The sequence below is a fragment of the Bacillus sp. EKM420B genome (assembly GCF_011065565.1).
Taxonomy (GTDB): domain Bacteria; phylum Bacillota; class Bacilli; order Bacillales; family Bacillaceae; genus Bacillus; species Bacillus velezensis.
In genome coordinates this window covers 163,558-189,700 of the sequence record NZ_JAAMNX010000001.1, presented here as the reverse complement: position 1 = coordinate 189,700, position 26,143 = coordinate 163,558, and the positions used below count along the sequence as shown (strand labels likewise).

Here is a 26,143-nt window from a genome sequence, read left to right as displayed (position 1 = left end):
TCTCCTTTCTACATGATCTCCAATGTGACCCGGGTGCCTTTCCCGCCCGGTTCGGACGGATGAACGATTAATTTTTTCGGCAGACGCGCTCTCAGCTCCTGCACATGGCTGATCACTCCGACGGATAAGTTGTCCGATTGCAGCTTTTCGAGCGCTGTGACAACGGTGTCTAAGAGCCCTTGGTCAAGAGTCCCGAATCCTTCATCTAAGAAAAAGAATTGCAGCGGGTATTGCCCCCGCAGCTGAATTTGGGCGGACAAGGCAAGCGCAAGCGACAGCGATGTCAGAAACGTCTCCCCGCCGGAAAGGCTTGATACGGGCCGTTTGACGCCTCCGTTCGCGTCATCACGCATGACGAAACCGCCTTCTGAATCGACTAATATGGCATACCGCTGCCTTGTCAGCGCTCCGAGACGGGCAGAGGCGTCTCGAGCCACGCTTTCCAGCTGTTCTTCCGCTAAAAATTCGACGAATGTATTGCCTTTACATACAGACTGGAGCTTATCAAGCCTGTCAATCTGTGTCTGCCAGCTTTTCAGTTCGGCTTCAATCTCTTTAAAGCGCTTATGCTGTTTTTGCATAACCGCGTAGGCTTTTGCCTGTGCTCCTTTTTCCTCCATGGCGGCGCCTGACTCAGCCTCTGCCTGCTTCAGCAGAGAAACGGATGCTGTCCATTCTTCCTCCGATATCCGGCGCTCGGCTAATTTATCAGTAACACGGCTGATATTTGCCGATAGCTGTTTGGAGGTGTCCAGAAACTCATCAATTTCTTTTTTCATTTCCTCTGCACGCCCTTGCGGAAGCAGACTTTTTTTGACTTGGTCCGGCTCGGTAAACCTGGTGCCTTTTGACCTCACGCGCCAGTCGTTTTGCGCTTTCTCAAGAGAGGCCTCAGCATCCCTGAGTGACATGAGACTCCCTGATTCCCGGCCTTTTGCGTCATTCAGTGATTGCTGCGCCTGCTTCAGCGCATCGAATAGGGACTGTTCTTTTGATTTTAACAGCTGTAATTCCTGCCGCACCGCTTCAAGCTTTGCGGAAATTGATGTTTCTTCAGCTGCTGTTCCGAGCTCTTGTTCATATCCGTCAATCACCTGCTGCAGGCGCTCAGACGCATAGTGAAGCTCGAGCCGTTCCCGTTCAAGCCGATGCTTCATCTCCTGCAGGCGTTCTTTCTCCTCTTCATGTTCCTTGAGGAATGCGATGCTTGTTTCAATGCGCTTCTCACATTCTTCTGCCTGCCTGTCCTTCTCATCTATCGAAGCCTGCCAGGCGTCAATCCGGTTTGGCGGAATATCACCGCAGACTTCGCTGTACTGATTCAATCGGCTTTCTGACAGCGATTCAAGCTCTTCTAATGAATGTCTGAGACGGCCGGCTTCTTTTTCCTCGTAGCGGATTCGTTCGGCAAGCTGCTCAGCTTGTTTTACCGTCTGCTGATGCGCGCTGATCAGTCTTGTGACCTTCTCTTTTACCGACAGCATATCCTGTTTCATTTGTTTCCATTCCAAGCGGACGGCGCTGAACGCTTCATCAAGCGGGCGTCCGCTGATGGAAGAAGCGGCTTCCAGCTCCGGAACCCGGGCGCTTTGCAGAAACGGACATTCTTCGGTAAAACGTCCCGACTGTTCTTCTAATGCAACCTTGGCTGTCAGCACTTCCTGAGAAAGAGCCGCCGCCTCAGAAAGCAGCGCTTCCACCTGCTGCAAATGTTCCTGCACAGCCGTATCAGGCGAGAATGTTTCATGAGCGGAACGCGGGCGGTCATGCTGCGTCGAGCCGCATACAGGACAAGGCTTTCCTTCGATCAGTTTTTCCGATAATTCTTTTGTTAATGCAGCCGTTCTCGCTTCCTCTGAGCGCCTGCGGAGATCAGCTTGCGTTTTTTCAGCCCGTTCGGCTGCGGCTTTCAGTGAACGTTCCGTTTCACAGACCATATGGTAAACGGTTTGCAGCGTTTGATAAGCGCGCGTAATGTCTTCCTCTTCCGTTTTCGCTTTCGCTGTGAGCGACTCGCTTTCTCCGTTGAGCTTCTCCACGTTTTTCAGCTGCGTTATCAGATTGGCCCGCTCTTTCGTGATTTGTTCCTGTGTCTGCTGAAAGCCTGCCGCCAGCTGTGCTGCGGTCTGGCATTTTTTCCGTTCATCGGCGGTCACTTGAACTGCTTTCAGCTCTTCTTTCAGCTCATTCTGCCTGTTTTGGCCGCGGGTCAGGCGGTCTTTCACTGCGGCCAGCTGTTTCGAGGCGGCTTCGTATTCTTCCTCTTTTTTGCTGTGCTCCGCATTTGTTTTTTCCGCTTCTTTTTTCGCTTCAAGCAGTTTTTGTTCAATGGCTGAAAGTCTTTGATACAGCTCTTCTTCCTTGACAAGCTTCGGCTCCTGTTCGGCCTTATGGGCCCGCCATGCTTCATAGGCTTCATTTTGCCGGGTAAATGAAACGGTTTCCGCCTCTGATTTCCGTTTGGCCAGTTCGTGTTCCTGTTCGGCGCGCTGCTTCCGGCGGACGGCTTCGGTGCAGCGGTCTGCGTACGGCTCAAGGGCGAGAGCTGTTTCCGCCTCTTTAAGACGCTCAGTCAAATCCGTGATGTACGGGCGTCTTTCCTCAAGCTTTTTCTCCCGGCGCTCATATTCATCTCTCTCTGTCTGCAAGTTCCAAATTTCCTGGTGATTTTCAAAACGCTCTTTTGCCCGGACCCGTTTCTTCTCAGCTGCTTCAAGCCGTTCGTTCGCTTCGTGAAACTGCTGTTCAGCCTGCTTCAGCGCATCTTCTCCTGCGTCTCCGAGGCCGGATTGTTCGGCCAGCATTTCATTTTTTTTCGCTGCCGCTTCCTGCGCCCGCCGCCGCAATTTTTTGACAAGCCTGTCCCCGTACTGTTCCAGATTAAACAGGCGCTGGAGCATATGTCTTCTTTCCGCGCCTTTAAGCGACAGAAACTCGGCAAACTTTCCTTGCGGCAGCACGACGGCTCTTGTAAAGTCGTCAATGGTCAGGCCAAGAAGCTCCTCTACCTTTTTGTTCACTTCATTCGCTTTATCGGCCAGCACCGTTTGTTCATCTTTGATTTCAATCAGCCGGCAGAGGGCGGTTTTTACTTTCGTTTCATCCGTTCTCTTAAAAACGCGCTCGACCTTGTAGGAAACCCGGTGGCCGGATTGAAGCGCGAATGTAAATGAGACGGCGAGCTGATCTTCGGCATGATTCAGAATGCCGTGCGTATTATTTGCGGCGCGCTCCACTTTTCCGTATAAAGCGAGTGTCATGGCATCAAGGATCGACGATTTTCCGCTTCCGGTCGGCCCGAAAATCCCGAACACCCCGGCTCCTGACAGTCCGGCAAAATCAATGGTCTGTTCCTCCCTGAAGCTGTGGAGCCCTTTTATCGTTAACAGAATCGGCTTCATGTCGCATCCTCCTCATCATCTGCTGACGCAAGCTCTAAAAACAGCTTGACCATCTCCTCATCCGGCACGCCGCCGCCCGTTTGTTTTTCATAAAACTTCTTAAATCGGTCCTCAATTGATGTGTGTTTCACTTCAATCCGGTCATTTTCGGTCTCTTTTTCTTCAAAAACCGGCCTGATATGGATAAAGCCGGGATGCGCCTTTCTCAGCCGATGAATTTCCTCGAGAGAAAGCTGATCCGTCAAATGGATATCAAGATCGATCCAGGCATTCCGGTCACGCCCTTCATCAAGCCAGCCGTGAACCTCGCTCAGCCCCTGCGCTTTCCATTTGACGAGCGGTTTACCGGAAGACAGGAAAATCTCTTCCCACTTCGCTTCTCCGCCGGGCTTCGCTTCTACCACCGTCACCGATTTGGCATAACCGGCTTCCGAAAAGCTGTATGCGAGCGGAGAGCCTGAATAACGGGCAGCCGTCTTGGCGCGCTTGATCGTTTGCGGACGGTGGAGATGGCCGAGAGCCACGTAAGCCGCATCAGCCGGCAGGCTGTCAGCGGCGACCGTGTAAGCGCCTCCGACTTCAATCGGACGCTCTGAATCGGTCTGATTCCCCCCCGCGACATAAATGTGGCTCGCCGCGATTTTCACGGCATCGTTCCGGCACAGTCCGCACATGTGAGCAAACGCCTCTCTGATTTTCACATCGTAATGATCGCGAAGAAGCTTTTCCTCAAACGTATCAGAAAGCACTTCGTTTAATCTCGCCTCTGACGGATATGCCAGCGCGGCTACGGCTAACAGCTCGTCCGCCGACGGCACCTCAATATGGACGGGCTCTGTCCGCGGATAGCCGATTAAATGAATGCCGCGCTCATTTGTTAACGGAGAAGCCGCCGCCAGCCTGTCGGGATTGTCATGGTTTCCGGCAATGACGACAACCGGGCGTTTTCCGCCGTCAGAAAGCGCGGAAAGACTTTCGTAATACAATTGTTCAGCGAGCGCAGGCGGGTTGACCGTATCGAATACATCCCCTGCCATAATGACCGCATCAATGTTTTCTTCCTTGACAATGGTATTCAGCTCTTCCAGTACTTCGGCCTGCTCGCTCAGCCGGCTTCTGCCTTCCAGCGTTTTGCCGAGGTGCCAGTCAGCTGTATGTAAAATGCGCATACCGCATTCACCTCACTTTTTGATAGAAAAAAAGATCCGCTCCAAAAAGGAGCTTCGGATCTTGTTACAGTGTAAGAACGTGACCTCCATCGAAGAAATAGAGCGCACGCCCTTTCACTTTCGTTTTTGTAATTTGTTCAACCGCTTTTGTATACAATTCGATTTGTGTTTCATACCTTTTTTGCAGAATCGGAGCCGCGCCTTCAAATCCGTTCCGGAATTTCCCCTCTATCCGATCTGTTTTATAGTCCAGCAAATAGAGACCGTCCGCAGTTTCGTAGAGGCAGTCAATAATCCCCTGCACGAGCAGCGGTTCACCGGCCGTTTCGGCATCCTTGTACACCTCGCCGGCCGGAAGCGCCATACTGAACGGCACTTCCCGGTCAATCCGCAGCGCCCCGAGAAGATCTTTCCCGATTTCAGTTCCGAAAAACTGAACAATTTCTTCTATATCAATAGCTTCCTGCTGCTCTTCTGTCAGCAGCTCTTTTTCGTAAAGCATCCGGACCGTCCGCTCCGCTTCTTCGGCAGTCGGCACGTGCGTCAGCGGTATGTGCTGCATCACCGTATGCATCGCCGTTCCTTTTTCGGCGGCTGTCAGCCCTTTTTTCATCATAAAACCGGGACGCCTGTATAAAAGCGTGTCTCCTGACGGTTTGATGAGAGAGCGGCCGCTGTATTCATCCTCGTATTCTTGCTTTCTCTTCAGCTCAGAAACTGACTGCTTCGTTCTGATAGCCGTCAGCTCTCGGTACGGATATTCCCATTCAAGCAGACGGCGCGCCTGATCATCAAATGAAAACGAACCAGGAATCGGCTCGCCCTGCTGAATCGCTTTGAGACGTTTGCTCTTTTCTTCAGCACGTTCTTTTGGATTCTCTTCCAGCAATTCACTTTGCTGCAGCATCCGGATGTGAAAACGCGACGGGTCGCGCGCGATATCCTCAGTCGAAGAAAGTCCCGGCGTCCTGTGCGCCTCCATGTCACGGTGGCGGATGAGCGCCGGCCCGATAAAGTCCAAATAAGATGACGCCTGATAGCGGTCGAATTCAGAAAGAAGCCAATCGGCCCGGTCTGCTTGCGCCTGCCATTTGGCCAGCTGTTTTTCCCGGTTTTTGCAGGAACCGACGAGAAACAGCTTTTCCTTCGCTCTGGTCAGCGCCACATACAATACGCGCAATTCTTCGGATAAGAGCTCTCTGCGCATCTTTTTCTTCATCGCCACAAGCGGAAGAGTCGGATAGCTGATTCTGAGTTCCGGATGAATATACTTCGTGCCGAAACCGAGCTCTTTATCAAGCAGGTATGATTTGTTGAGATCCATCATATTAAAACTTCTGCCGAGTCCGGCGGTGAAAACGACGGGAAATTCAAGTCCTTTGCTGCTGTGGATCGTCATCAGCCGAACGACATCCTCCTGCTCGCTGAGCGCCCGGGCCGTTCCCAGATCATCGCCGCGCTCCTGCATCCGTTCAATAAACCGCAAAAAGCGGAATAACCCGCGGAACGCCGTCGCTTCGTACGAGCGCGCCCGGTCATACAAGACGCGCAGATTGGCCTGGCGCTGCTTTCCGCCGGGCATGCCGCCTGCATAGTCAAAATATCCGGTATCGCGGTATACTTCCCAAATCAGCTCAGACACCGAATGATTCGTCGAAAATGACCGCCACTTTTGCAGACTGTCATAAAAGGTTCTCAGTTTTTGATACAGTTCATCATGTCTGTCACCGTTCGCTATATATGCTTTCAGCGCTTCATAAAACGGCGCTTTTTTCTTTTCAAGGCGTATCAGCGCAAGTTCATTTTCGTCACAGCCGACGATGGGCGAGCGCAGCACGGAAGCAAGCGGAATATCCTGATACGGATTATCAATCACCTTCAAGACTGAAAGCGCCGCAGCCACCTCCACGGCTTCAAAGTAACCCGACGTCAAATTGGCGTACACCGGAATGCCCTGGTTTTTCAGCTCTTCCATTAATTGCGGCGCCCACGGCATGGAGCGCAGCAAAATCACGATATCCCGGTACTGGATATTCCGGTGTGTTTTTGTTTTGCCGTCATAGACCTTAAACGGAGACGAGACAAGCTTTCGGATCTCCCCGGCTATCGCTTTCGCTTCCCAATGCACGGTTTCAAAGTCTTCGGCATCCTCGGAGCTGCTTGCGTCATCAGCGCTGTCAATCAGCAGCAGTTCCGTTTTTGCCGCGTCATTCGGCGGATACGATGCGCCGAGCTTCAATGCCGCCTGTTCATCGTAGTCCACTTCGCCGATTTTTCCGCCCATCAGCTGCTTAAACAAGAAATTCGTACTGTCCAAAATATCGGAACGGCTGCGGAAATTTTGGTTCAGGTCAATTTTCTGCCCCGCGCCTTCCCCGCTTTCTGTAAACCTTTTATATTTCCCGAGAAACAGCAGCGGCTCAGCAAGTCTGAAACGGTAGATCGATTGTTTGACGTCGCCTACCATAAACAAATTTCCCGCCTCTTCATCCCCGCTTTTAACAAGCTGCAGGATAGACTCCTGCACAAGATTGGTATCTTGATATTCATCAACCAGAACTTCATGAAACTGGTCTTGATAATAAACGGCCGCTTCGCTCGGCACCCGCCGGCCTTCTTCATCAACCGCAGTTAAAATCGCCAGGCAGTAATGTTCCAAATCTGAGAAATCAATAATTGATTTTTCTTGTTTCGCCGCTTCAAATCGTTTTCCATACGATATCACGAGCTGAACGAGCGTTTCGATGACAGGCTTCATATCTGTTAAACTCTTCAAGTGATCTTGCGGACTTCTTGTAAAGTAATCGGTCTTTAACTTTTCGATCAGTTTCTTCGCGCCGTTTCGCAAATCGGTCGCTTCGTCCAAAAGCGCTTTGTCAAATTCATCACCCTTTACCGCCTTCGCCCGCTTAAATGAGACTGCGGGAACCCGTTCATACAGCGCATCGAAGTCATGCCGGCAGCTGATCAGCTCTTCTATCTGCTGAAGGTCATCCAGAAAATGATCAGCGCGCGGGGCCGGCCCGCCGGGCGCTTTTGTCAGTTCAAGCGCCTTCTCAAGCTTTTGTTTCGCCCCGTAGAGCGCCATTTCAGCATCTTCTCTCACATATTGGTAAAACGGAAGCTCTTCCATTTTGCTTTCTTCCGTCACGTCATACAGGCGGACAAAGCTTTGCAGCCACGCTTCCGGGTCAGGATGCGACCGGGAATACTCGTACACCCGTTTGACAAGGTCTTGAAGATCCAGATCATGCCTGTCTGTCGTATATCTGTCCGCAAGCTCAAAAAACGCCTGATTCCCTTTTGCGTATTCATCTTCAAACAGCTCATCAAGCACTTCGTCTCCGAGCAATTCGCCTTCCGTCTGGTCAGCCATGCGAAAACCGGGGTCAAGATCAATCATATAATAATATTTTTTAAGCACTTGCAGGCAGAAAGAGTGAAGCGTCGAAATGCTCGCCCGATTTAATAGAGAGAGCTGCCGTCTGATATGCAGAGATCCCGGATTTTTGGCGAGCTCTTTTTCTAATGCTTCCGCGATCCGATGCTTCATCTCCGCTGCTGAGGCGTTTGTAAAGGTCACCACAAGGAGCCTGTCAACATCAACCGGATCTTCCTCCGCGGTTATCTTTCTGATCATCCGTTCCACGAGCACGGCCGTTTTACCTGATCCGGCTGCGGCAGCGACAAGAATATCGCGGCCGGAAGAAACGATTGCGCTCCATTGGTCATCCGTCCATATGCTGTCTTTCGGTTTAGGAATTTGCATCATCATCCGCCTCCTTTTTCAGCCAATCCAGTATGGTGCCGTCTTTTTCCGCTTTCAGGCTGCGGTATTCATTTTCCTTAAGCGACTCATCAAACTGGCACACCGATTTAAACGCACAGTACGTACAAGGCGTCTTATCTTTCAGCTTATACGGGGTAATGGACACAAGCCCGTCCGTTATCGCTTCGCCCGCCTGTTCAAATGTCCGCCGCACATGGTCTGTCAGCAGATGAAAGTCCTGTTCGCTGACCGCGGCTGAGTCGGATCTTAAAGACCCGTCCTTTTTCAAACCGGCATTGACGATATTTGAACGCCCTTCCTCCAAAGTCGTGTCCATCAGGCTGATCGCCTCCCGGTCACCGAGGAGAAGACCTTTCATTTTAAATTTCTTAAAAATTTCCTGCTCGATTTCATCAAGCCCCATCGGCAGACTGGCCTGAATCATCGGATCATGGATATGGAAATACAAAACGCCTGCCGGGGTCGCTTTCATGCCGAGCCAATCCGCGGAATGTGTAATCGATAAGTCAAGATATGTGAGCATTTGCAGAGCGAGCCCGTAATACACCTCAGCCAGATCAAGCCCCCTGTCGCTTGATTTATAATCAACGATTCTCAGCAGCAGGCCTTTTGAACTTTCCGCTTTATCCACGCGGTCGATCCGTCCGACGAGTTCCATCGTACAGCCGTTTTTCAGCGTGAAAGTGAGCGGGGGCAGCGGTCCGCTTCCGCCGAAACCGAGTTCAAGACCGACCGGGACGAAACCGCTCGCCTTCGCATGCTCGCTTAATATGCCAGAAACACGCGTGACGATCTTCTGCAGTTTTTCCTTCACATAAAAGTGTCTGTTTGAGCTGAGCAGAATCTCTTTTTGCAGCTTTGGCGCAAGCCGTTCCACCGCTTCATAGGAGAAATTCCGGCACTGATCTTTCGTCAGATCGCGCCATTCCAGCTTCTGCTCACGAAGCCGGTCTGAAATCAGCTTCAGACTGGAGTGAAACAGCTGGCCGATATCCGGCGCTTCCAGCTTGAAAAACTGCCGCTCTTTTAATTGCAGCCCGTGAGATGCAAAATGGGAAAACTGGCAGGCATTAAACGCCTCCATCCGGGAGACGCTTCCTTTAATATGCTCGCCGTAAAGCTGGCGCGAAACAGGCCGTTCAAGACGCTTCGCCTCATTGCGGAAAAACAGGCTTGAAAACAGCTTTTTCGCACGCCGGTGATCAGACTCTTTCATCAGCACATTGTATGCGCTCCACCATACGTCACTGATCTCGTACTCTCTTGTCCACAGCCTGAGCTGACTTGCCGTATACGTCTGAGCCACCTGTTTATTGACGAGATACTGAAGCTGCTCTTCTTCGCTTACCTGCTCAGGATCAGCCGCTGACAGCTTTTCCTGATGATCGGGAAACAGCTCGCCAAGCCTGTTTACAACGATTGACGGCAGGAGCGTTTTTCCTTCCGCATCGGCAATCGGGTATGACACATAAAGACGGTCAGACGGACTCGACAGCGCCATATAGATGAGAAAATGCTCATCAAGCAGCCGCTCACGCCCCGCGGAAGACAGCTCCACTCCGACCGCTTTCAGCCACTCCCGGTCATCATCAGACAGCACGCCGTTTTCATCCGGGCGCGCCGGAAGAACGCCGTCATTGGCCCCGATGACGAATGTGCAGGACGTGCCGTACATTCTTGAGAGATCCATATTCCCTACAAATACTTGGTCAAGCGCAGGAGGAATTAAAGAAAAATGAAGCGATTCCGTTCCCGTTTCAAGCATTTGCTGGAACAGCGCCAAAGATATTTCATCTTCACCCATCATGCCGGCAAACTCCTCGAGAAGCTGGATAACGGCATCCCACGCCTGGCCGTGCTGCTGCGCTTCGATCATGTTTCCGGCCTCTTCGGCCCGCTGCCTTTTACGGTCCAGCTTCAGGGGAACATCGGTATCTTCCAAAAAGAGATAAAGAGCCTCCGCCATGCTTTGAACCGTTTTCGCTTTTTTCATCCGGTTCTGCAGCCGGATAAGGGGTGCAGCTATCCACTCTCTCGTCTCATTCAGCATGTGTTCCATCTCGATTTCCTGATCCGTCTGCGCGAAATCCTCATCGAGCGATACGAAGCGCCTGTATACAAACCGCTCGCCGTTCGTCCAGCGCTCCCCTTTAATGCCGTAGGCGATACAGTAATTTTCAAGCTGATCAACCTGCTCTCTTATGTTCTGCTCCGGCTGATCAAGCGGGAATAACAGTTCGGTTTTCGCACAGCGGAACACCGCTTCATATCTCCAGTTCCCCTTCACGACATCCAGGCTTGAACGGATGAATTCAATAAGCGGGTGATGCTGCATAGAAGCTTTTCCGTCAATAAAATAAGGAAGCCCGTAATCGGCGAACACTTCCTTCAGCAAATCTTTATAATCTTCCGGCTGACGGATGAGAATCGCCATATCTTTGTACCGGTATCCTCCGTCCCGGACAAGCGATTGAATTTCCCGGGCAATACCTTCGAGCTCAGCTCTTCTGTTTTGCGCCTGCATGACGGTAAAAGCTTCCTGTCCGCCGGTATATGCCGCGGCGGGACGCACATCGTACTGCGACTCTATACAGGCAAGCTCCGGCACATGCCGATGCCGCTTCGTGCCATGCAGTTCCTTGCAGGAAATATCGGCATTCAATTCCTTTGCCGTCTGATAAAGCTTATAGTATGTGCTTCCCGTCATTCTGAACAGATCGAGCTCATCCGGTTCCTGTTCCGCCGAAGGGCTGTCCGCCGTCAGCGAGAATGTGACATGTTCAGCATGCATGATCAGCTGCTCCAGCACCCTTAATTCCTGCGGCGTAAATTGATAGAATCCGTCGACGTAAACACGGGCGCCTTTTACAACGTCCGCCAAAGGAATCTGCTGAGCGAGCAACGTTAAATAGTCCTCCGAATGCAAATAGTGTCCGGCGAGGCTTCTTTCCATCTGCTGATATAAAATCCCTAAATCATGAAGTTTTTCAGACAGCATCCGCTCTCCGCGATATTCTGACGCCGTTCCGCTTTCCGCCATACGGCGGACGTCTTCAGGCTCAATACAGTACCGCTTAAACTCTGTCAGCATCCGTTCCACCTGCTCAGTGAATCCGGCCTTGTCACTCGCTTTTTGATACACTTTAAAATCGTGCTTATGTTCTTCAATCAGTTTCCTTAAAAGCATCTGCACACCCGTCGTCGTCACAAACGGGCGGTTCATGCCACCGGTATGCTGAAGCACGCGCCACGCCAAACGCGAAAAACTGAAAACTTGAGCGCGTATCATGCCGCCGATATCCGGCGTTTTAGCAAGCTCATATTCCATTAAAAACGTCATTTGATCCGGGACTAGAAAAATGATCGGTTTCCCGAACGGCTCCCGGCGCAGTTCATCTTGAATGCTGTCGATAATCAGCCTCGTTTTCCCACTCCCCGATCTGCCTACTAAAAACTCAACACCCAAATTAGAAGACCCCTCTCTTTTTATCTTTCTACATTTTATCGAAAGTTGACGAAAATGACCAATCTCATCTGCTGGTAAAAACGGGATGACTGTTTTAAAAAATATCGTTTTTGACCAAATTAAAGAAAAAAAGGATTAAATATGATGTCAGAATATCCCGAAGTGATTGTGCGAACGATTCTGTCGTTCAGCATTTTGTTTATCGGCGCCCGGATACTCGGAAAACAAACCATTTCACAGATGACGCTTTTTGATTTCATTGCGGCCATCTCGCTCGGCGCCATCACAGCCAATCTGTCGTTTAATACAAAACTGCCGATTCATTTTACTGTCAGTGCTTACACGATTTTCGTAGTCATTATTTATCTCGTCGCATATCTTTCTATGAAAAACAGAACCGCCAGGGGTTTCTTTGCGGGCAAACCGACCATTATCATTCAAAACGGAAAAATACTTGAGCATAATATGAAAACGATGCGCTATACCCTCGACTACTTGAACCAGCAGCTTCGTGAAAATGATGTATTTGACATTTCTCAGGTTCAGACTGCCATCATTGAAACAAACGGCAGCATGTCAGTGGAGGTCAAACCGGAATTTGCGCCCGTTACAAGACAGGATCTCGGCATCTTTGCCGGACATGAAAAGAACTTTGCCGTTGAGCTGATTATGGACGGCCGGCTGGTGATGAAAAATCTGGAAGAAAACCACGTATCGGAAAAATGGCTGAGAGAAGAATTGGACAAGAGAAACCTCAAACCGGAAGACGTTGTATACGCTGTGCGCGGAAGCAACGGCCGGCTTTTTGTCGACACATACGACGACCATATTACATCGCCGCTGGATCAAGAATAAAAATGACATCCGCACATGTCACGGGCTGCCGCCGTATAATACCCTATAAACATCCGGGGGTGAGTCCAATGCACGAGAATTTTTTTCATTATACAGCCATCTGCAGTGACGATTCTGTGCTTATAAAGGATCTGGTAAAATCCATAAACGGTGAATACAGCGCTGTGATTTGCTACTCAATATTAGCCGAAAAAGCGCCGACCGCAGAAATCAGAAGACGAATCGAACATATCAGAGAGGAAGAAGTGCGCCACATGCACGCTTTCTCTTCACTGTATACGTCAATTACCGGAAAACAGTTGACGCCGAAACAGACGGAGCATTGTCCGCACACATACAGAGAAGGACTGAGGGCGGCGTTTTATGATGAGCAGAAAACGAATGATTTTTATTTGCAGGCATCCGATAGAGCGGTGCATCCGGAAGCGAAACGGTTATTTGCCCGCACGGCATTTGACGAGCAGCGTCATGCCGTCTGGTTTTTATACGATATGGCCCACTCTGCCCACTCTCCTTTCCACCATACAGGGGGAACGGTATCAAACGCGCCGAACACAAGCTACACCGAGGTAAATACCGGAAAATAACGATTCAGGCAGATCACGCTCCCCCGCCGGGAGTCTTCAGACGGCTGACAAACCCCGTTCTTTCAACAGGAGAGAATGGGGTTTATTTTTCGAGCCGTTTTTATACTTCCACTAAACAATGGATAACTTCTTCATTGTATAGTCAGCAAAAACCCTTTATAATAAAATAAACCAACTGGTCGGTTTTAAACGAACCGAGCCCCGCTTTGCCGGGACAACGATATGAACGAGGCGGAAAGGATCTGTGTGAAGTGACAAATACAAAAGGCGGTGCCGGAAAGAGCGAAAAGACGAAGAACAGGCTCGTATCCGCTTCGCGTGACTTATTTGCAAAAAAAGGATATTCAGAAACATCGATTCGGGATATTTTAGAGGCGGCCGAGATCAGCAAAGGCAATCTTTATCACCATTTTAAAGGAAAAGAGTTTCTGTTTCTTCATATCATGGAAGAGGATCACCGCGTGATGATCGAGACGTGGAGGGAAATGGAAGCCGATCTGAAAGATGCTGCCGAAAAGCTGACGGGCTTTGCGGAGCTGCTCAGCCGGATGAGCATCAATTACCCGCTTATGAGAGCAAGTGAAGAGTTTTATGCGAGTGCGTTTACGTCAGAAGAGGTCGTAAAGCGGCTCAACAAAATTGATATTGAATATGACGATGTGATGAGAGAGATCTTAGAAGAAGGAAATCAAGACGGAAGCTGGTCCATTCATCATGTCGAATCAAAAGTAAAAATCCTGCTATCCGTCTTCTACGGTTTAGATGTGTTATATAAAAACGATACCATTCAGCAAAGAATCGAATTGCAAAAAGAAGCCATCTCCGTGTTTATTCACGGGTCGATCAACGCTGATAAACTGAATGACAGCTGACAAAGGAGAAACAACATGCAAAAACCGATCAGAGAACAAAAGGCTGTACTCATCATCTTATTAAGCAACATATTTATTGCGTTTTTAGGCATCGGATTGATCATTCCCGTTATGCCGCTGTTTATGAATGTGATGCACTTGACGGGCAGCACAATGGGATACCTTGTCGCTGCCTTCGCCGTCGCGCAATTAATTGCATCTCCCATTGCGGGGAGATGGGTTGACCGTTTCGGGAGAAAAATCATGATTCTCGCCGGACTGTTTTTGTTCGCATTATCCGAGCTGACCTTCGGATTGGGCACACATGTCTCCATTTTATATTTCGCAAGGGTGCTGGGGGGCATCAGTGCCGCTTTTATCATGCCCGCCGTTACAGCGTATGTCGCAGATATTACGACGGTGCAGGAAAGATCGAAGGCGATGGGCTATGTATCTGCCGCCATCAGCACAGGGTTTATCATCGGGCCCGGCATAGGAGGATTTATTGCCGATCACGGCGTTCGTATGCCGTTTTTCTTTGCGGCGGGAATTGCATTTATCGCAGTGATTTCCTCTGTCTTTATGCTGAAAGAGCCGTTAACTAAAGAAGAACGCGCAAAGCAGATGGAAAGCGCCAAAGAATCAACCTTCTTAAAAGATTTGAAAAAGTCGATTCATCCAAGCTACTTGATCGCCTTTATCATCGTTTTTGTTTTGGCATTCGGGCTGTCGGCGTACGAAACGGTATTCAGCTTATTTACAAACCATAAATTCGGCTTCACGCCAAAGGATATCGCCATTATTATTACGTTCAGCTCCATTGTGGCGGTCCTCATTCAAGTGCTCGCGTTCGGCAGACTTGTCAACTCCCTCGGGGAGAAAAAAGTCATTCAGCTTTGTCTGATCATCGGCGCTGTGCTGGCTTTCGTTTCTACGGTGATGTCAGGGTTTTTGCCCGTGCTCGCTGTCACCTGCATCATTTTCCTTGCGTTTGATTTACTGCGCCCGGCACTGACTACTTATCTATCGAAAATCGCAGGAAATCAGCAGGGGTTTGTTGCCGGTATGAACTCAACATACACGAGTTTGGGCACCATTTTCGGCCCGGCTCTGGGCGGTATTTTATTTGATATGAATATTCACTTCCCGTTTCTGTTCGCAGGTGTGGTTTTATTTCTCGGTCTGGGATTGACGCTTGTGTGGAAAGGAAAAGCGGGCGAGGTTTCGGAGTAGGGTGCACTCACCCATCTCCGGAGCTTTTTTTGTGTTTTCGATAAGAAAAATGAATGGATTATGAGAAATAATTCATTATTTATTTATCTCAAAATCTATACTATAGTAATAGTAAGGTTAACGAGCTTAACAATTTAATATGAATGTTTCAGGAAGAAGGGTTTTCATTGAAGAAAGACAAACATCTCCTTACAGATATCTGGTTTATTCTCATCAGTGCGGCAGGGGGGTTTCTTCTTTCGCTTACAGGGATGTCGATCGCCTGGATGCTCGGAACGCTGGCCGCCGGCTGCATCCTATCCATGACGAGGCCCCGCTGGCTGTTCATGGCGCCTGACAGAAGAGGGATTCACCGCAGATGGCTTGCAGCGGGACAAATGATCCTCGGCATCGAACTCGGCCAGAAACTGAACCTGTCCGTTCTGTCGGTTTTACGGGAGCATTGGCTTCCGGTAGGCTTCATGCTGATTTTCTCTATCGTGATGGCGCTTGTTTCCGGATATGTGCTCTTTCGGTTCAGCCGGACGGACATGATGACAAGCTTTGTAGGCACGGCGCCGGGCGGTTTATCCGCCATGCCGGGTATCGCCCAGGAAGTCGGCGCAAACACCGCGATTGTAAGCCTTATTCAGCTGACGCGCGTCCTTTTGGTCGTCATGACAATACCGTTTCTCGTCATTTTCTTATTTACCAAACAAAACGGTGCGGCTCAGACATCAGCCGGAGCCGTTTCAGCAGGAGCTTCACATCCGGGCCTTATTCCCGTCTTGTTAACGGCCGGATTTATTTTGGCTGCCTGGCTTGCAAGCAAAGGCGCAAAACGGCTGAAATTCCCCGCCCCTTGGCTGCTCGGCAGCATGATCGGCGTTGCTGCTGCGGAAATCGGCGTGTCCGCCTTGGCGGGCAAAGACATGCTGGCCTGGTGGCCGCCGGAAGCGAACCAGCTGTCACAAATTTTTCTCGGCGCCACAATCGGATCAAAAATGTACAAAAGCATGTTCACCGGCGTGACGAGAGTGCTGACCGTCGGGTTTATTTCTTCCGTCGGATTAATCGCCGCCATGATTCTGAGCGCGGTTGCGGTTTCTAAATTAACGGGCATCTCCATGATTACATCTGTTCTCGCCTTTTCTCCCGGCGGGATCGCCGAGATGGCGGCGACTTCGATCACCCTGCACGAAGACTCGACTTTCGTCGTCGCGGTTCAGGTCATCCGGATCGTTCTCGTCATCGCCATGCTTCCGCCCTTCTATCGGCTGCTGCACCACCTTTCTCAGCTGAAACGGGCACACGGCGAAAGAGGCCGGGCAGAAAGAGGAACATGATCCGAATAAAAAAACACGCATCCATATGCGTGTTTTTTATTTGAACAGCTCACCGCCGCCATTTACAGACCGCCAGTTTGCTGAAAGATCACGGAACAGCCGTTCAGCAAATAACAGTTCTTCATCTGTATAGCGGTCTAAAAACGCCAAGAGCCGCTGTTTTATCAATTCATGATATTCATGATGAAGGGAATGCAGCTCTTTCCCGGCAGGAGTCAGCCGGAAATAGACTTCTTTTTTATTGTCGCTCAGCCGGGTTCTGCGCAGAAAGCCGGCTTCCAAAAACTTCGCGCAGCTTCTCGACACGGTCGGCTTTGTCGTCTTCATTTTTTCCGCTATTGACGTGACATTGATCGGTTCATGATCTCCGATACACGACAAAATGTGAATTTCCGTCAAGGTCAATTGTAATTTTTTCCCGTTTCCTTCACGGAGTTCATCCATCCGTCCGGCCAACGACGCCCTGATATCCTCCTGGCACCTCTCCTGCTCGTGAAAAATATCTGTCAGCCCTTCAAGAATCATGTGTTTTGCATGGTCTGGCTGTCTTCTGTCCAACTGCTGAGTCACCCCTCCGAATTGATTGTTTCTTTTACTATAACGTTTTGTTACACAAGAAACAATCACACAGGTGCATAAAAAGGTTATCAGATGAATAATCCCCATCTCTCCAAACCGGCCAGAACGGCTTCTTCCGCTTTACGTCCCGAGCCGCCGGCTGCCCATGCCGCATGGCCGTCCGGCCGGATTAAAACGGTGTGGACGTCGTTCCAATCGGCACGTGTTTCAGCAAGCTCCGCCCTGACTGCTGCCACGCTGTCCGTATCAATACCGGCGGGAATGCTCCCTCTTAATGACAGAAGCACAAAGCCGCCCTTGCGGAGAAAATCATACAGCCGGGCCGGCCGCCCGTCATGAAGGGTCAGTTCGATATCCGGCAGGCGTTTTCCGTTCAGCGTATGCGGCGGCAGCTCCGCATCCGGTTCATAATGCAGATCAAGCGCGGATACTTTTCCCGCCAATAAACAGTTGGACTCCTGAAAATCCAGCAAAGCGGTCATCGTTTCTCTTAATGCCATCCCCGACTCGGTAAAATCCATGAGCTTGATCTGCGTTTTGATATTGTGCAGCACTTCTTTTCCTGTGCTGTGCCTTTCCTGATGATAGCTGTCCAGAAGATGAGGCGCCGCTTTTCCTTTCATTTGCGCCGCCAGCTTCCAGCCGAGATTGACGGCATCCTGAAGCCCCGTATTCAGGCCTTGGCCGCCTGCGGGAAAATGAATGTGCGCCGCATCCCCGGCCACAAAAACCCGGCCGGAGCGGTACTGCTCAGCCTGACGCTCGGCATTGCCGAACCGCGACATCCATACCGGATCACTCAATCCGAAATCAGTGCCGCATATCCGCCGCAGGTCTTCTTTCAGCTCATTTTCGGTGACCGGCTCTTCCTTCCGCTTTTGCAGGACGTGCGGAGAAACGATGAGGACGCGGAAAAGTCCGTCCGTAAGAGGGATAATCACAACCGATCCCTCCAGGCGGCACGTTGAAAAAAAGGAAGATTCGGGCGGATGTTTCAAAGCGGCATCACAAAGGGTTCCTGTTAAGTCGGCATCTGTGCCCGAAAAAGCGATGCCCGCCTGTTTCCGGACAATGCTCCCCGCTCCGTCTGTACCCGCGGCATATAAGCTGTGAAGAGTGCGGATTCCGCTTTCGTCCCGGAACACCGTCTCCACTCCGTCATCCGTCTGGGTGACAGCCACCGCTTCCGCCCCGCGGATGATATTTGCGCCGAGACTTGATGCATACTCCTCCAACATCCGCTCCGTTTCTGCCTGAGGAAGCATTAACGAATAATTCTGCTTCGTATCCAGCCGAGAAAAATCCAGCCGTGTATCCAGCATGGAAAAATGGCCGGAAGACACCTTCGTCCCTTGATCCGCAAAGCGTTCCAATATGCCTCTCATGGCAAAAAGCTCAAGTGTGCGCGGATGCATGATAAGCGCTTTGGAATATGGCACCGTCTTCTTCAATCGTTCAATGACAGTCGTTTTCACTCCGGCCAGCGCCAGTTCTGATGCAAGCATAAGCCCGACCGGACCTCCCCCGATAATGGCAACCTGTGTTTTCATCTCATCAGCCCTCTTTCCTTTTTTTGTTACACACGTAACAAAACCACTAAAAAATAAACGCCCCCTTTTTTGTTTCGTGCGTAACAATTTTCATTATAGTCTTTCCTCCGCTTTTTGACAATCATTTCCGAAAAAAAGACGCCGTTCACTTGGCGTCTGATTCACTGATGACTCCGACAATGTCTTTATCCTTAATCGGACCGAAATGACGGCTGTCGAGGCTGTATATGCGGTTGTCGCCAATAACAAAGTATTGTCCCTTCGGTATGCTTTTGCGCCCGGTCGTTTCCTTCAGCGTATAATCACCGGTCACATGGCTACCGGCGGACAATGATGACTTTAACGGTTTTAAAAATGGTTCCGCCACCCGTTTTCCATTCACATACAGCTGATCCTCCCTGTATGCGATTGACTCGCCGGGGAGCCCGATGACACGTTTGATCAGCACTTTGCGGTGCGGGCCTTTAAACAGAACAATATCGAAACGGCGGATCGTTTTGTAACGATGGGAAAACTTGTTGACCATCAGCTCATTTCCTTGTTTAAAGGTCGGATTCATACTGATTCCTTCGACTTTATAATCAATAAAAATGGCATTCTTTAATTGTATGGCCAAAACAACGATAAGCACGCCGGCTATAAACCAAAATCGTTTTTTCAAGATTCCTGTCTCCCTCCGTCTTTCTCATGCTGACTGATTCTCGTCTGTAAACGCCGTTCGATATGCTTTCCGGCATACCACAGCACCGCGATCACCATTATGGCGCCCGCCATCCTGAAAGGCTGTGTCATGAGTGCGTGAAGATCATACCCGATAAAACTGATCATAAAGATCATAACCATTTTCCCCATCGCGGCTGCTGATATAAACTGCAGCGCCCCCACCCGTGACAGACCGGCAACGATATGAACCGCAGCGGACGGCGTAAAGGGGAAGCAAAGTAAAATAAACAGCGGACCGAAACCGTGCCGCTCAACCCAGAGCATCATCCGCCTTATGGTCTGATGCCTGCGGATGAAACCGAAAGCTCTCTTCTGTCCGAAACGGCGGACGGCATAAAACATCAGCATCGATCCTGACGCAGACCCGAGCCATGACAGAAAAAAACCTTCCCACAAACCAAATGCATTCGTATTCGCCACCACAAATACAACGAGCGGCAAAAACGGAAGAAACGCTTCAATAAAAGGCAATACAGCCGCAGCCGCCGGGCCGAAAGCTCTATAGCTTTGGAACCATTCCGTCAGCTGTTCCTCAGTCAAATATGATAAAAATTGCTCCAACGTTTATACTCCTTAACGAGTTTGTCTATCCTTATTCTACACATTATCTCCAAAAAACGAAAATGTTTACGAGATTTTCCGTCTTGAAATATCGTGTAAGCGAGTATAAAATAAGAACAAACGTTCTCTTTTTTTAAGAAAGAAGGAGTATTTATGCCTGACATTCGGAGCGGCACCCGCGATCTCATCGAAAAAGGGCTGTTTCTGCCCATGGCGGCCGCCATCCTGAACCGGGACCTCGAAGCGCTTGATTCGTGCCCGTTCAAATTAAAACAACCCTATAAACAGCTTATCAGCTGCTCTTTAAAATTAGCACAAAAGGATTTGAGTGATGTTCGAAAAGAGTTAAGAAAGCGTAAAATTAAAATATACGAAGCGGAAAGAGACGAAGCATTTACGCTTTATATATGCACCATTAACGGCTATGAAGAAAAACACCGTTATTTCAACCCGAGAATACGGGAACAGGTAACCGCCTTATTGGAATATTACCTGTCTCTTGCGACCATTTAAAAAGCAGCCGGGACTGCTTTTCCTTTTTAAAAAATAAAATTCAGACTATTCACACTATACATTTGACATGATTTTTTTTATAATCGGAACACGCTGTTTTCAATGAAAAGGAGGAATGTTATGAAACTGATTCATGTTCTCGCCGCCCTGCCCTTTTTCGGAATTCTCGCCGGCATTCCATTTGCCAACCGGGTGACGCCTTATGTATTCGGAATGCCTTTCATTCTCGCGTATGTCGTCATCTGGGCGGTGCTGACTTCCGTTCTGATGGCCGCCGTTTACAAATTGGACAAAGAAAACAAGGCGGGTGAGGCGGAATGAATGCAGCATTTCCCGTAATGGCCGCCGTGCTCCTGTTTTGTGTATATCTCGGAATCCGGGCCCGAAAAGGAAAACATATGGACCTTGAACAATGGACGGTGGGCGGACGCGGCTTCGGCACGATGTTTGTCTTTTTATTAATGGCGGGAGAAATATACACGACCTTCACATTCCTCGGCGGAAGCGGATGGGCTTACGGAAAAGGAGGCCCGGCCTTTTATATTATCGCGTACGGCTGCCTTGCCTACATTTTGTCATATTGGCTTCTGCCAGCCGTGTGGACTTACGCCAAACAACACAAACTGATGTCGCAATCAGATTTTTTTATTTCAAAATACAACAGCCCGCTCCTCGGCATTCTCGTATCGCTCGTCGGCATCGCATCCCTCATCCCCTATCTCGTCCTGCAGCTGAAAGGGCTCGGATTAATTGTTTCAGCAACGTCATACGGACAGATTCCGCCCTCCGCCGCTGTCTGGATCGGCGCTGTCTCCATCACAATTTATGTGATGATTTCAGGAATCCATGGTTCAGCGTGGATATCCGTCGTCAAAGATATCATGATTTTAGGCATCGTCCTGTATTTAGGTATTTATCTGCCCATTCATTATTACGGCGGGTTTACGGAGATGTTCAAACAAATTGACGCCGCAAAACCCGGTTTTCTCACGCTGCCGGAAACCGGACAGAGCGTTTCCTGGTTCAGCTCAACGGTTTTGCTGACCGCCCTCGGCTTTTATATGTGGCCTCATACCTTTGCCGCTTCCTATTCGGCGGAGCATCCGCGGGTGTTTCGGAAAAATGCGATTATCATGCCTCTTTATCAGCTCGTCCTGCTGTTTGTCATCTTTACCGGATTTGCGGCGATTCTGCAGGTGCCCGGTTTAAAAGGGGCGGACACGGATCTCGCGTTATTAAAGCTGTCTGTGAAAACCTTTGATCCCTGGTTTGTCGGGCTGATCGGATCGGCGGGCATTCTGACGGCGCTTGTACCCGGTTCAATGATATTAATGGCCTCAAGCACGCTGTTCGCCAAAAATGTGTACAAAGCCATTCTGCCCGGCACGACTGACGAAAAAGTCTCGCGGCTCGCAAAATACGCCGTACCCGTTATCGCGCTGATTTCCGTATATTTTACGCTGAAAGGCGGAAATACCATCGTCACCTTGCTTTTAATGGGCTACAGCCTTGTCACCCAGCTTTTCCCCGCCCTCTTATTCAGCCTGCCGAAGCGGCGTTTCATCACAAGCCACGGCGCTTTTGCCGGCATAACGGCCGGGGTCGGAACGGTGGCCTTCATTACGCTGACCGAATCAACCGTCGGAACCCTCTTTCCGTTTCTTCCGCAGATCGTTAAGGATATGAATACAGGCATCATCGCGTTGGTTCTGAACATTGCCGTCATGTTTGCAGTCAGCGCCGCAGTCAGAAAAAAACAAATCAGCGCAGCCGAAAAGGCGGCTTAATGATAAAATAGCGGTAAGACACATGAAGGGGGAAAGCCGCATGATCATGACAACGACCGAAACCGTCGCCGGAAAACAGATTACGGAAGTAAAAGGCTTAGTGACAAGCAGTATCGTCCAGTCCCGTCACATCGGAAAAGACTTGCTTGCAGGCTTAAAATCTGTCGTCGGCGGCGAATTAAAAAGCTATACCGAAATGCTGGAAGACTCCAAAAAAGCGGTGAAAGAGCGGCTGATCAGAGAGGCGGAGCAGCTCGGAGCGAACGCCATCGTCGGCCTGCGGTTCGAACTGACCGCAGGACAGAACACATCCGAATTAATCGGATACGGAACCGCCGTCACCGCCGAATCCATTTAAAAAAACAAGCCTCTTTAAAGAGGCTTGTTTTTTTATTTCTCACATGCGATATAGTCTTTATCCCGGTCAAGTCTTTTATTTGCATTATAAAGCGCTTTTGATACATACGGCTTGTACTTTGTTCTGCCGCCCTTGTTTTTCACTTTCGACGATTTGGCCACGCCGCCCTTATACACCTTATTCAGCGCCTTGCAGTTTTGATACGTTTTTACCTTTGTTTTCGCTTCTGCCGTCTGCCCCGCTCCGTATGAACAACCGAACACCAGGCCGAAAGACAAAAGCACAGCTGCCGTCTTTTTCATTTCTATCCTATCCCCTTTCCTGAATCATGCTGTATTGCTGAACATATCATAGTTCAAATAATCTCCATTTACAAGATAAATAGGAAAATAGTTTTAATTTATGTCCGCCCGTATATCTTTTATGGAATTTTTCCCAAAACCTTTTATAATATGAATTGATAGCGCTATCTGACTATGATGATAGGAGGAGAAATGATGATGAAAAAAGGGCTTGTTGCGGGTGTTCTCACTACAGCCGTTCTATTCGGCGCATGTACGGCGGATATTCCGGGGGTGATCAGTCCCAATACGGCGGAAGCGGCGTCCCAGCTCAGTAAAGGAATCGGCGGAAGGGCCTATCTGAACAGCACGGGCTCAGTTCTCGTCACGAAAATTCAGCTTCCAAGCTCGATTCAGGTGTCAAATGGGACAGCCTATATTTACTCAGGATTTACCGGAGGCACAGAGGCTGATATCGGGCTTCAGTACAGTGACACCTATCATGTATGGAAACCGATCATGAAAGTCGGTTCAAAGGGACAAGGCCAGGTCCGGTATCTGGAAGGAGAAAGCCAATTCACTTATACGAAAGGCTTCCGGCCCGGCAGCACCGTACAGCTGACCATTTACAAAAATCTGAACGGCAACACCCGCGCCACATATTGGGGCACGAATAATGACGGATACACCGGCCGCATCATCTCAGAACTCGCCCAAACAAATGTAGGCTCTGTCTCAAAATGGAAAGCGCTCGCCACCGTCGCGGTCACATCAGAGGATCAGCGCCCTTACATCAAATCAAACTTCTCAACAGCCTTTACGAACATCACGATCGACAATAAAGCAGTCACCCCTGTGATTGATACACAGGATTTTGCCAAATTGACAGTGTCAGGCAGCAGCGTCAGCATGTCTGTCGTCAAATAAAGAATGTTGAACGCACGATTTCAGCCATCGTGCGTTTCGTGAGGGTCTGCCGGATACGCAAATCCCTTATTTTTCGGAATACGTTTAATAAAAAACAGCCCTCCTCAGGGTTGTTTTTTTAACATTTCTTTCGTTATTTCCGCCAAAACGCTGAGCAGTCCGCCTTATCCTGAACATTGAATTGAATCATGCTTTCAAGCAGCTCATAATGCACCGGTTCAGTCCATTGAATTCTGAACAAACGGGAAGTAGCGCTGTAGCCGGCACGGGCAATGTCGTCGGCAAAATGCGCAATTCCAGCTTCTTCGGGAGAAACACTTACATGATGCTTTGCTGCCGCAAAGCCGATAATAAACGTGCCGTGATCGGTAAACATCGGCGTGTTCCACTTGATCTGCGGTGTTAAACCCGGGAATTGCTCAGCCGTCCACGACAGGATTTCCTCCATTCGCAGACGATGATCAGGGCTGTCGATACTTGATAAATAGTCTTTGAAAACGTCCATGTCTTCCTCCTTCAACATCACGTCCGCTAGCGCCAAAACCCCGGATTTTCAGCTTTTTCCTTGATGTTAAATTCGATGATCTTCTTAAGCAGATCATAGTGCACCGGATCAGTCCACCGAATTCTGAACAGGCGTGAAGAAGCGCTGTACCCGGCTTGGGCGATGTCATCGGCAAAATGCTCCATCGTCTCTTTTTCAGGTAAAATGCTCAAATGATTTTTTGCCGCGGCAAACATAATGATATAGGTGCCGTGATCGGTAAATGTCGGTTTGTTCCACTTGATCTGTGCTTCTAAGTTCGGAAATTGGTCAGCCGTCCACGACAAAATTTCCTCTGCTTTGAGACGGTGATCCGGGTTATCGATTCCTGATATATATTTTGCAAACACATCCATGCCCATCTCTCCTAAAATGAAATATCATTACTCTTTACATCATCATAGCCAACAGACGGACACGATACAACTCTATCCGGGCATGTAAATCGAAAAAAGCCCTTCCTAAAAGGAAAGGGCCCGTCCCTTCACATCACAGCTTTCTCTAATATCTCTCCCCCAGCTCCCGCAAAATAAAGTCGTAGATCATTCTTGTCCGCTCTTCTTTCGGATACAGCATGAATTCCTGCCGCTTCGGGATATGACTGCCCATCCTGTCCTGAAAAGTGGTTCTGAGATAGGCGGTTCTGTAAACCTGATTTTCAAAAGAATGATAGGATACTTCCAGTTCCATCGTTTTGCCGTTTGAGAACGTGACCGCTGTGTCATCAAATGCCGTCGGTTGAAAATCTTTAACGTGCACATGAGATATCCAGCCGCATTGAGGCCTTGCAGAAGAAAGTGTAGGGAATAAAAAGATGTGATTTGAAGGGTCCACCATAATCGGCGGCTTGTGAGAAATTTTAATCGCTTCATATGTTCCCGCTTTTCTCCCGGCATAGCTGGAGCCAAAGTAGCGGCAGCTTCTGTCGATGATGTGAATCGGCTTCATGCTGACATACAGAATGCAGTCTTTTTCAATGACCTTCGACCCCATTTTACCGTCTATTTCCTCAGGCAAAACAGCGATGGTTGAACGATTTACTTCGTAGCTTTCTAAGGGTGCGTGTGTTTTCTGGCACATGATGTGCAGCCTCCAATCCTTTTCTTGAAAATTTATACTAATAATCTATCATCTGTCATTGGAAAACGACAGGTTTTTTTTGAATATAGCTAAAAATCACCTTTTAAAGCTGTAATTTAGTCTTAAATTACTATTTAAATATTATTTTTCTTTTTCATTTCACCTCATTTATACAACGATCATTTTCGTTTTTTCGTCAATTTGCAGGATATGTCGATATATTTCCAAGTATTAGTTGTCTAAAGATTATAAAAATTAATTGATTTTTCCGGCCGTTATCCATATACTATAAAAAAGGCATTGGGGGGATTCTTTATGAAAGAGAAAAAGTCGTACACTGAGCTCATGAAGTCCCGCAACACGGAAAAAGCAAACGAATTCGATGTGACAATGGCCGATATTTACATTCAAATGGTGCTTGATGAATCCTTGTATAAACGCCGGCTCGCCATGCTGACAATGCAGATTAATAAGGCGCTTGATGATAAAAATAAAGAAGCGTTCCTCACGCTTTCAAAAGAATATGCCGCTCTCAAACAGAGTGAATAAGCCAATCCATATGG

At 49.2% G+C, this 26,143-nt stretch carries 23 protein-coding genes; 11 read left to right on the top strand and 12 right to left on the bottom strand.

Features of this window, described 5'->3' with window-relative positions; translation table 11 throughout:
- Positions 1 to 8 precede the first annotated feature (8 nt).
- The 4 genes from sbcC to addB all read right to left on the bottom strand — a co-directional run bounded on the left by sbcC (position 9) and on the right by addB (position 11,826).
- The gene (gene sbcC / locus G9F48_RS00990; protein WP_165408883.1) at positions 9 to 3,401 is read right to left on the bottom strand and encodes an exonuclease subunit SbcC; all 3,393 of its coding nucleotides are present in this window, start codon (positions 3,399 to 3,401) and stop codon (positions 9 to 11) included.
- Entirely contained in the window at positions 3,398 to 4,570 is a 1,173-nt protein-coding gene (sbcD, locus tag G9F48_RS00985) for an exonuclease subunit SbcD (protein ID WP_003155146.1), read from the bottom strand. The genes sbcC and sbcD overlap by 4 nt, the downstream gene beginning before the upstream one ends.
- Positions 4,571 to 4,634: 64 nt before the next feature.
- Complete coding sequence (addA, locus tag G9F48_RS00980) at positions 4,635 to 8,339, bottom strand: helicase-exonuclease AddAB subunit AddA (RefSeq protein WP_165409126.1); 3,705 nt, start codon at positions 8,337 to 8,339, stop codon at positions 4,635 to 4,637.
- The gene (gene addB / locus G9F48_RS00975) at positions 8,326 to 11,826 is read right to left on the bottom strand and encodes a helicase-exonuclease AddAB subunit AddB (protein ID WP_165408882.1); all 3,501 of its coding nucleotides are present in this window, start codon (positions 11,824 to 11,826) and stop codon (positions 8,326 to 8,328) included. Before addB ends, addA begins: the two co-directional genes overlap by 14 nt.
- 141 nt (positions 11,827 to 11,967) lie before the next feature.
- Between addB and G9F48_RS00970 the strand changes: the two genes are divergently transcribed.
- The 5 genes from G9F48_RS00970 (at position 11,968) to G9F48_RS00950 (ending at position 16,677) form a co-directional block, all read left to right on the top strand.
- The gene (locus G9F48_RS00970; protein ID WP_146283655.1) at positions 11,968 to 12,681 is read left to right on the top strand and encodes a DUF421 domain-containing protein; all 714 of its coding nucleotides are present in this window, start codon (positions 11,968 to 11,970) and stop codon (positions 12,679 to 12,681) included.
- A 68-nt stretch (positions 12,682 to 12,749) separates the two neighbouring features.
- Positions 12,750 to 13,268 carry a ferritin-like domain-containing protein gene (locus tag G9F48_RS00965; protein ID WP_070081598.1) on the top strand — a complete coding sequence of 173 codons (519 nt, stop codon included), beginning with the start codon at positions 12,750 to 12,752 and terminating at the stop codon, positions 13,266 to 13,268.
- A 251-nt stretch (positions 13,269 to 13,519) separates the two neighbouring features.
- On the top strand, positions 13,520 to 14,140 hold the full coding sequence (locus G9F48_RS00960; RefSeq protein WP_014304751.1) for a TetR/AcrR family transcriptional regulator: 621 nt from the start codon (positions 13,520 to 13,522) through the stop codon (positions 14,138 to 14,140).
- Positions 14,141 to 14,155: 15 nt separating this feature from the next.
- Positions 14,156 to 15,352 (top strand): MFS transporter, encoded by a 1,197-nt coding sequence (locus tag G9F48_RS00955; protein ID WP_165408881.1) that lies wholly within the window; start codon positions 14,156 to 14,158, stop codon positions 15,350 to 15,352.
- 167 nt (positions 15,353 to 15,519) lie between these two features.
- The gene (locus G9F48_RS00950; RefSeq protein WP_014304750.1) at positions 15,520 to 16,677 is read left to right on the top strand and encodes an AbrB family transcriptional regulator; all 1,158 of its coding nucleotides are present in this window, start codon (positions 15,520 to 15,522) and stop codon (positions 16,675 to 16,677) included.
- Between the two features lie 36 nt (positions 16,678 to 16,713).
- Here the strand turns inward: G9F48_RS00950 and G9F48_RS00945 are convergent, their stop codons facing one another.
- From G9F48_RS00945 to G9F48_RS00930, 4 genes are all read right to left on the bottom strand, one after another.
- Positions 16,714 to 17,235, bottom strand: a complete 522-nt coding sequence (locus tag G9F48_RS00945; protein WP_003155156.1) for a MarR family transcriptional regulator — start codon at positions 17,233 to 17,235, stop codon at positions 16,714 to 16,716.
- Positions 17,236 to 17,324: 89 nt separating this feature from the next.
- The gene (locus tag G9F48_RS00940) at positions 17,325 to 18,893 is read right to left on the bottom strand and encodes a monooxygenase (RefSeq protein ID WP_342212266.1); all 1,569 of its coding nucleotides are present in this window, start codon (positions 18,891 to 18,893) and stop codon (positions 17,325 to 17,327) included.
- A gap of 58 nt (positions 18,894 to 18,951) precedes the next feature.
- Positions 18,952 to 19,467, bottom strand: a complete 516-nt coding sequence (gene lepB / locus G9F48_RS00935; RefSeq protein WP_003155158.1) for a signal peptidase I — start codon at positions 19,465 to 19,467, stop codon at positions 18,952 to 18,954.
- Positions 19,464 to 20,090 (bottom strand): TVP38/TMEM64 family protein, encoded by a 627-nt coding sequence (locus G9F48_RS00930; protein ID WP_165408879.1) that lies wholly within the window; start codon positions 20,088 to 20,090, stop codon positions 19,464 to 19,466. Before G9F48_RS00930 ends, lepB begins: the two co-directional genes overlap by 4 nt.
- A gap of 153 nt (positions 20,091 to 20,243) precedes the next feature.
- Between G9F48_RS00930 and G9F48_RS00925 the strand changes: the two genes are divergently transcribed.
- The 4 genes from G9F48_RS00925 to G9F48_RS00910 all read left to right on the top strand — a co-directional run bounded on the left by G9F48_RS00925 (position 20,244) and on the right by G9F48_RS00910 (position 22,748).
- Positions 20,244 to 20,603, top strand: a complete 360-nt coding sequence (locus G9F48_RS00925; RefSeq protein ID WP_012117241.1) for a hypothetical protein — start codon at positions 20,244 to 20,246, stop codon at positions 20,601 to 20,603.
- 120 nt (positions 20,604 to 20,723) lie between these two features.
- Positions 20,724 to 20,924, top strand: coding sequence for a DUF3311 domain-containing protein (locus tag G9F48_RS00920; RefSeq protein ID WP_007409181.1), 201 nt, complete (start codon positions 20,724 to 20,726; stop codon positions 20,922 to 20,924).
- Positions 20,921 to 22,390, top strand: a complete 1,470-nt coding sequence (locus tag G9F48_RS00915) for a sodium:solute symporter family protein (protein WP_015388467.1) — start codon at positions 20,921 to 20,923, stop codon at positions 22,388 to 22,390. The genes G9F48_RS00920 and G9F48_RS00915 overlap by 4 nt, the downstream gene beginning before the upstream one ends.
- 40 nt (positions 22,391 to 22,430) lie before the next feature.
- Complete coding sequence (locus tag G9F48_RS00910; RefSeq protein WP_003155166.1) at positions 22,431 to 22,748, top strand: YbjQ family protein; 318 nt, start codon at positions 22,431 to 22,433, stop codon at positions 22,746 to 22,748.
- 32 nt (positions 22,749 to 22,780) lie between these two features.
- Here G9F48_RS00910 and G9F48_RS00905 read toward each other — a convergent pair whose 3' ends face one another.
- Positions 22,781 to 23,050 carry an excalibur calcium-binding domain-containing protein gene (locus tag G9F48_RS00905; protein ID WP_003155168.1) on the bottom strand — a complete coding sequence of 90 codons (270 nt, stop codon included), beginning with the start codon at positions 23,048 to 23,050 and terminating at the stop codon, positions 22,781 to 22,783.
- Positions 23,051 to 23,245: 195 nt separating this feature from the next.
- Between G9F48_RS00905 and G9F48_RS00900 the strand changes: the two genes are divergently transcribed.
- Complete coding sequence (locus G9F48_RS00900) at positions 23,246 to 23,956, top strand: YrpD family protein (RefSeq protein WP_003155170.1); 711 nt, start codon at positions 23,246 to 23,248, stop codon at positions 23,954 to 23,956.
- 133 nt (positions 23,957 to 24,089) lie between these two features.
- Here the strand turns inward: G9F48_RS00900 and G9F48_RS00895 are convergent, their stop codons facing one another.
- The 3 genes from G9F48_RS00895 to G9F48_RS00885 form a co-directional block, all read right to left on the bottom strand.
- Positions 24,090 to 24,461, bottom strand: a complete 372-nt coding sequence (locus tag G9F48_RS00895; protein WP_032874386.1) for an iron chaperone — start codon at positions 24,459 to 24,461, stop codon at positions 24,090 to 24,092.
- A gap of 26 nt (positions 24,462 to 24,487) precedes the next feature.
- A complete protein-coding gene (locus G9F48_RS00890; protein WP_032874384.1) occupies positions 24,488 to 24,856 on the bottom strand; it encodes an iron chaperone in 369 nt (122 codons plus the stop codon).
- A gap of 145 nt (positions 24,857 to 25,001) precedes the next feature.
- The gene (locus tag G9F48_RS00885) at positions 25,002 to 25,580 is read right to left on the bottom strand and encodes a competence protein ComK (protein WP_003155179.1); all 579 of its coding nucleotides are present in this window, start codon (positions 25,578 to 25,580) and stop codon (positions 25,002 to 25,004) included.
- Between the two features lie 315 nt (positions 25,581 to 25,895).
- Here G9F48_RS00885 and G9F48_RS00880 point away from each other — a divergent pair, with 315 nt between their 5' ends.
- Entirely contained in the window at positions 25,896 to 26,129 is a 234-nt protein-coding gene (locus G9F48_RS00880; protein ID WP_102421699.1) for an IDEAL domain-containing protein, read from the top strand.
- The last annotated feature ends 14 nt before the right edge of the window (positions 26,130 to 26,143 follow it).

What these genes read in the sequence shown, in the direction of transcription:
- sbcC (WP_165408883.1), bottom strand. Translation starts at nt 3,401, where the DNA reads ATGAAGCCGATTCTGTTAACGATAAAAGGGCTCCACAGCTTCAGGGAG.
- sbcD (WP_003155146.1), bottom strand. Translation starts at nt 4,570, where the DNA reads ATGCGCATTTTACATACAGCTGACTGGCACCTCGGCAAAACGCTGGAA.
- addA (WP_165409126.1), bottom strand. Translation starts at nt 8,339, where the DNA reads ATGCAAATTCCTAAACCGAAAGACAGCATATGGACGGATGACCAATGG.
- G9F48_RS00970 (WP_146283655.1), top strand. Translation starts at nt 11,968, where the DNA reads ATGATGTCAGAATATCCCGAAGTGATTGTGCGAACGATTCTGTCGTTC.
- G9F48_RS00965 (WP_070081598.1), top strand. Translation starts at nt 12,750, where the DNA reads ATGCACGAGAATTTTTTTCATTATACAGCCATCTGCAGTGACGATTCT.
- G9F48_RS00955 (WP_165408881.1), top strand. Translation starts at nt 14,156, where the DNA reads ATGCAAAAACCGATCAGAGAACAAAAGGCTGTACTCATCATCTTATTA.
- G9F48_RS00925 (WP_012117241.1), top strand. Translation starts at nt 20,244, where the DNA reads ATGCCTGACATTCGGAGCGGCACCCGCGATCTCATCGAAAAAGGGCTG.
- G9F48_RS00920 (WP_007409181.1), top strand. Translation starts at nt 20,724, where the DNA reads ATGAAACTGATTCATGTTCTCGCCGCCCTGCCCTTTTTCGGAATTCTC.
- G9F48_RS00915 (WP_015388467.1), top strand. Translation starts at nt 20,921, where the DNA reads ATGAATGCAGCATTTCCCGTAATGGCCGCCGTGCTCCTGTTTTGTGTA.
- G9F48_RS00910 (WP_003155166.1), top strand. Translation starts at nt 22,431, where the DNA reads ATGATCATGACAACGACCGAAACCGTCGCCGGAAAACAGATTACGGAA.
- G9F48_RS00905 (WP_003155168.1), bottom strand. Translation starts at nt 23,050, where the DNA reads ATGAAAAAGACGGCAGCTGTGCTTTTGTCTTTCGGCCTGGTGTTCGGT.
- G9F48_RS00900 (WP_003155170.1), top strand. Translation starts at nt 23,246, where the DNA reads ATGATGAAAAAAGGGCTTGTTGCGGGTGTTCTCACTACAGCCGTTCTA.
- G9F48_RS00895 (WP_032874386.1), bottom strand. Translation starts at nt 24,461, where the DNA reads ATGGACGTTTTCAAAGACTATTTATCAAGTATCGACAGCCCTGATCAT.
- G9F48_RS00890 (WP_032874384.1), bottom strand. Translation starts at nt 24,856, where the DNA reads ATGGATGTGTTTGCAAAATATATATCAGGAATCGATAACCCGGATCAC.
- G9F48_RS00885 (WP_003155179.1), bottom strand. Translation starts at nt 25,580, where the DNA reads ATGTGCCAGAAAACACACGCACCCTTAGAAAGCTACGAAGTAAATCGT.
- G9F48_RS00880 (WP_102421699.1), top strand. Translation starts at nt 25,896, where the DNA reads ATGAAAGAGAAAAAGTCGTACACTGAGCTCATGAAGTCCCGCAACACG.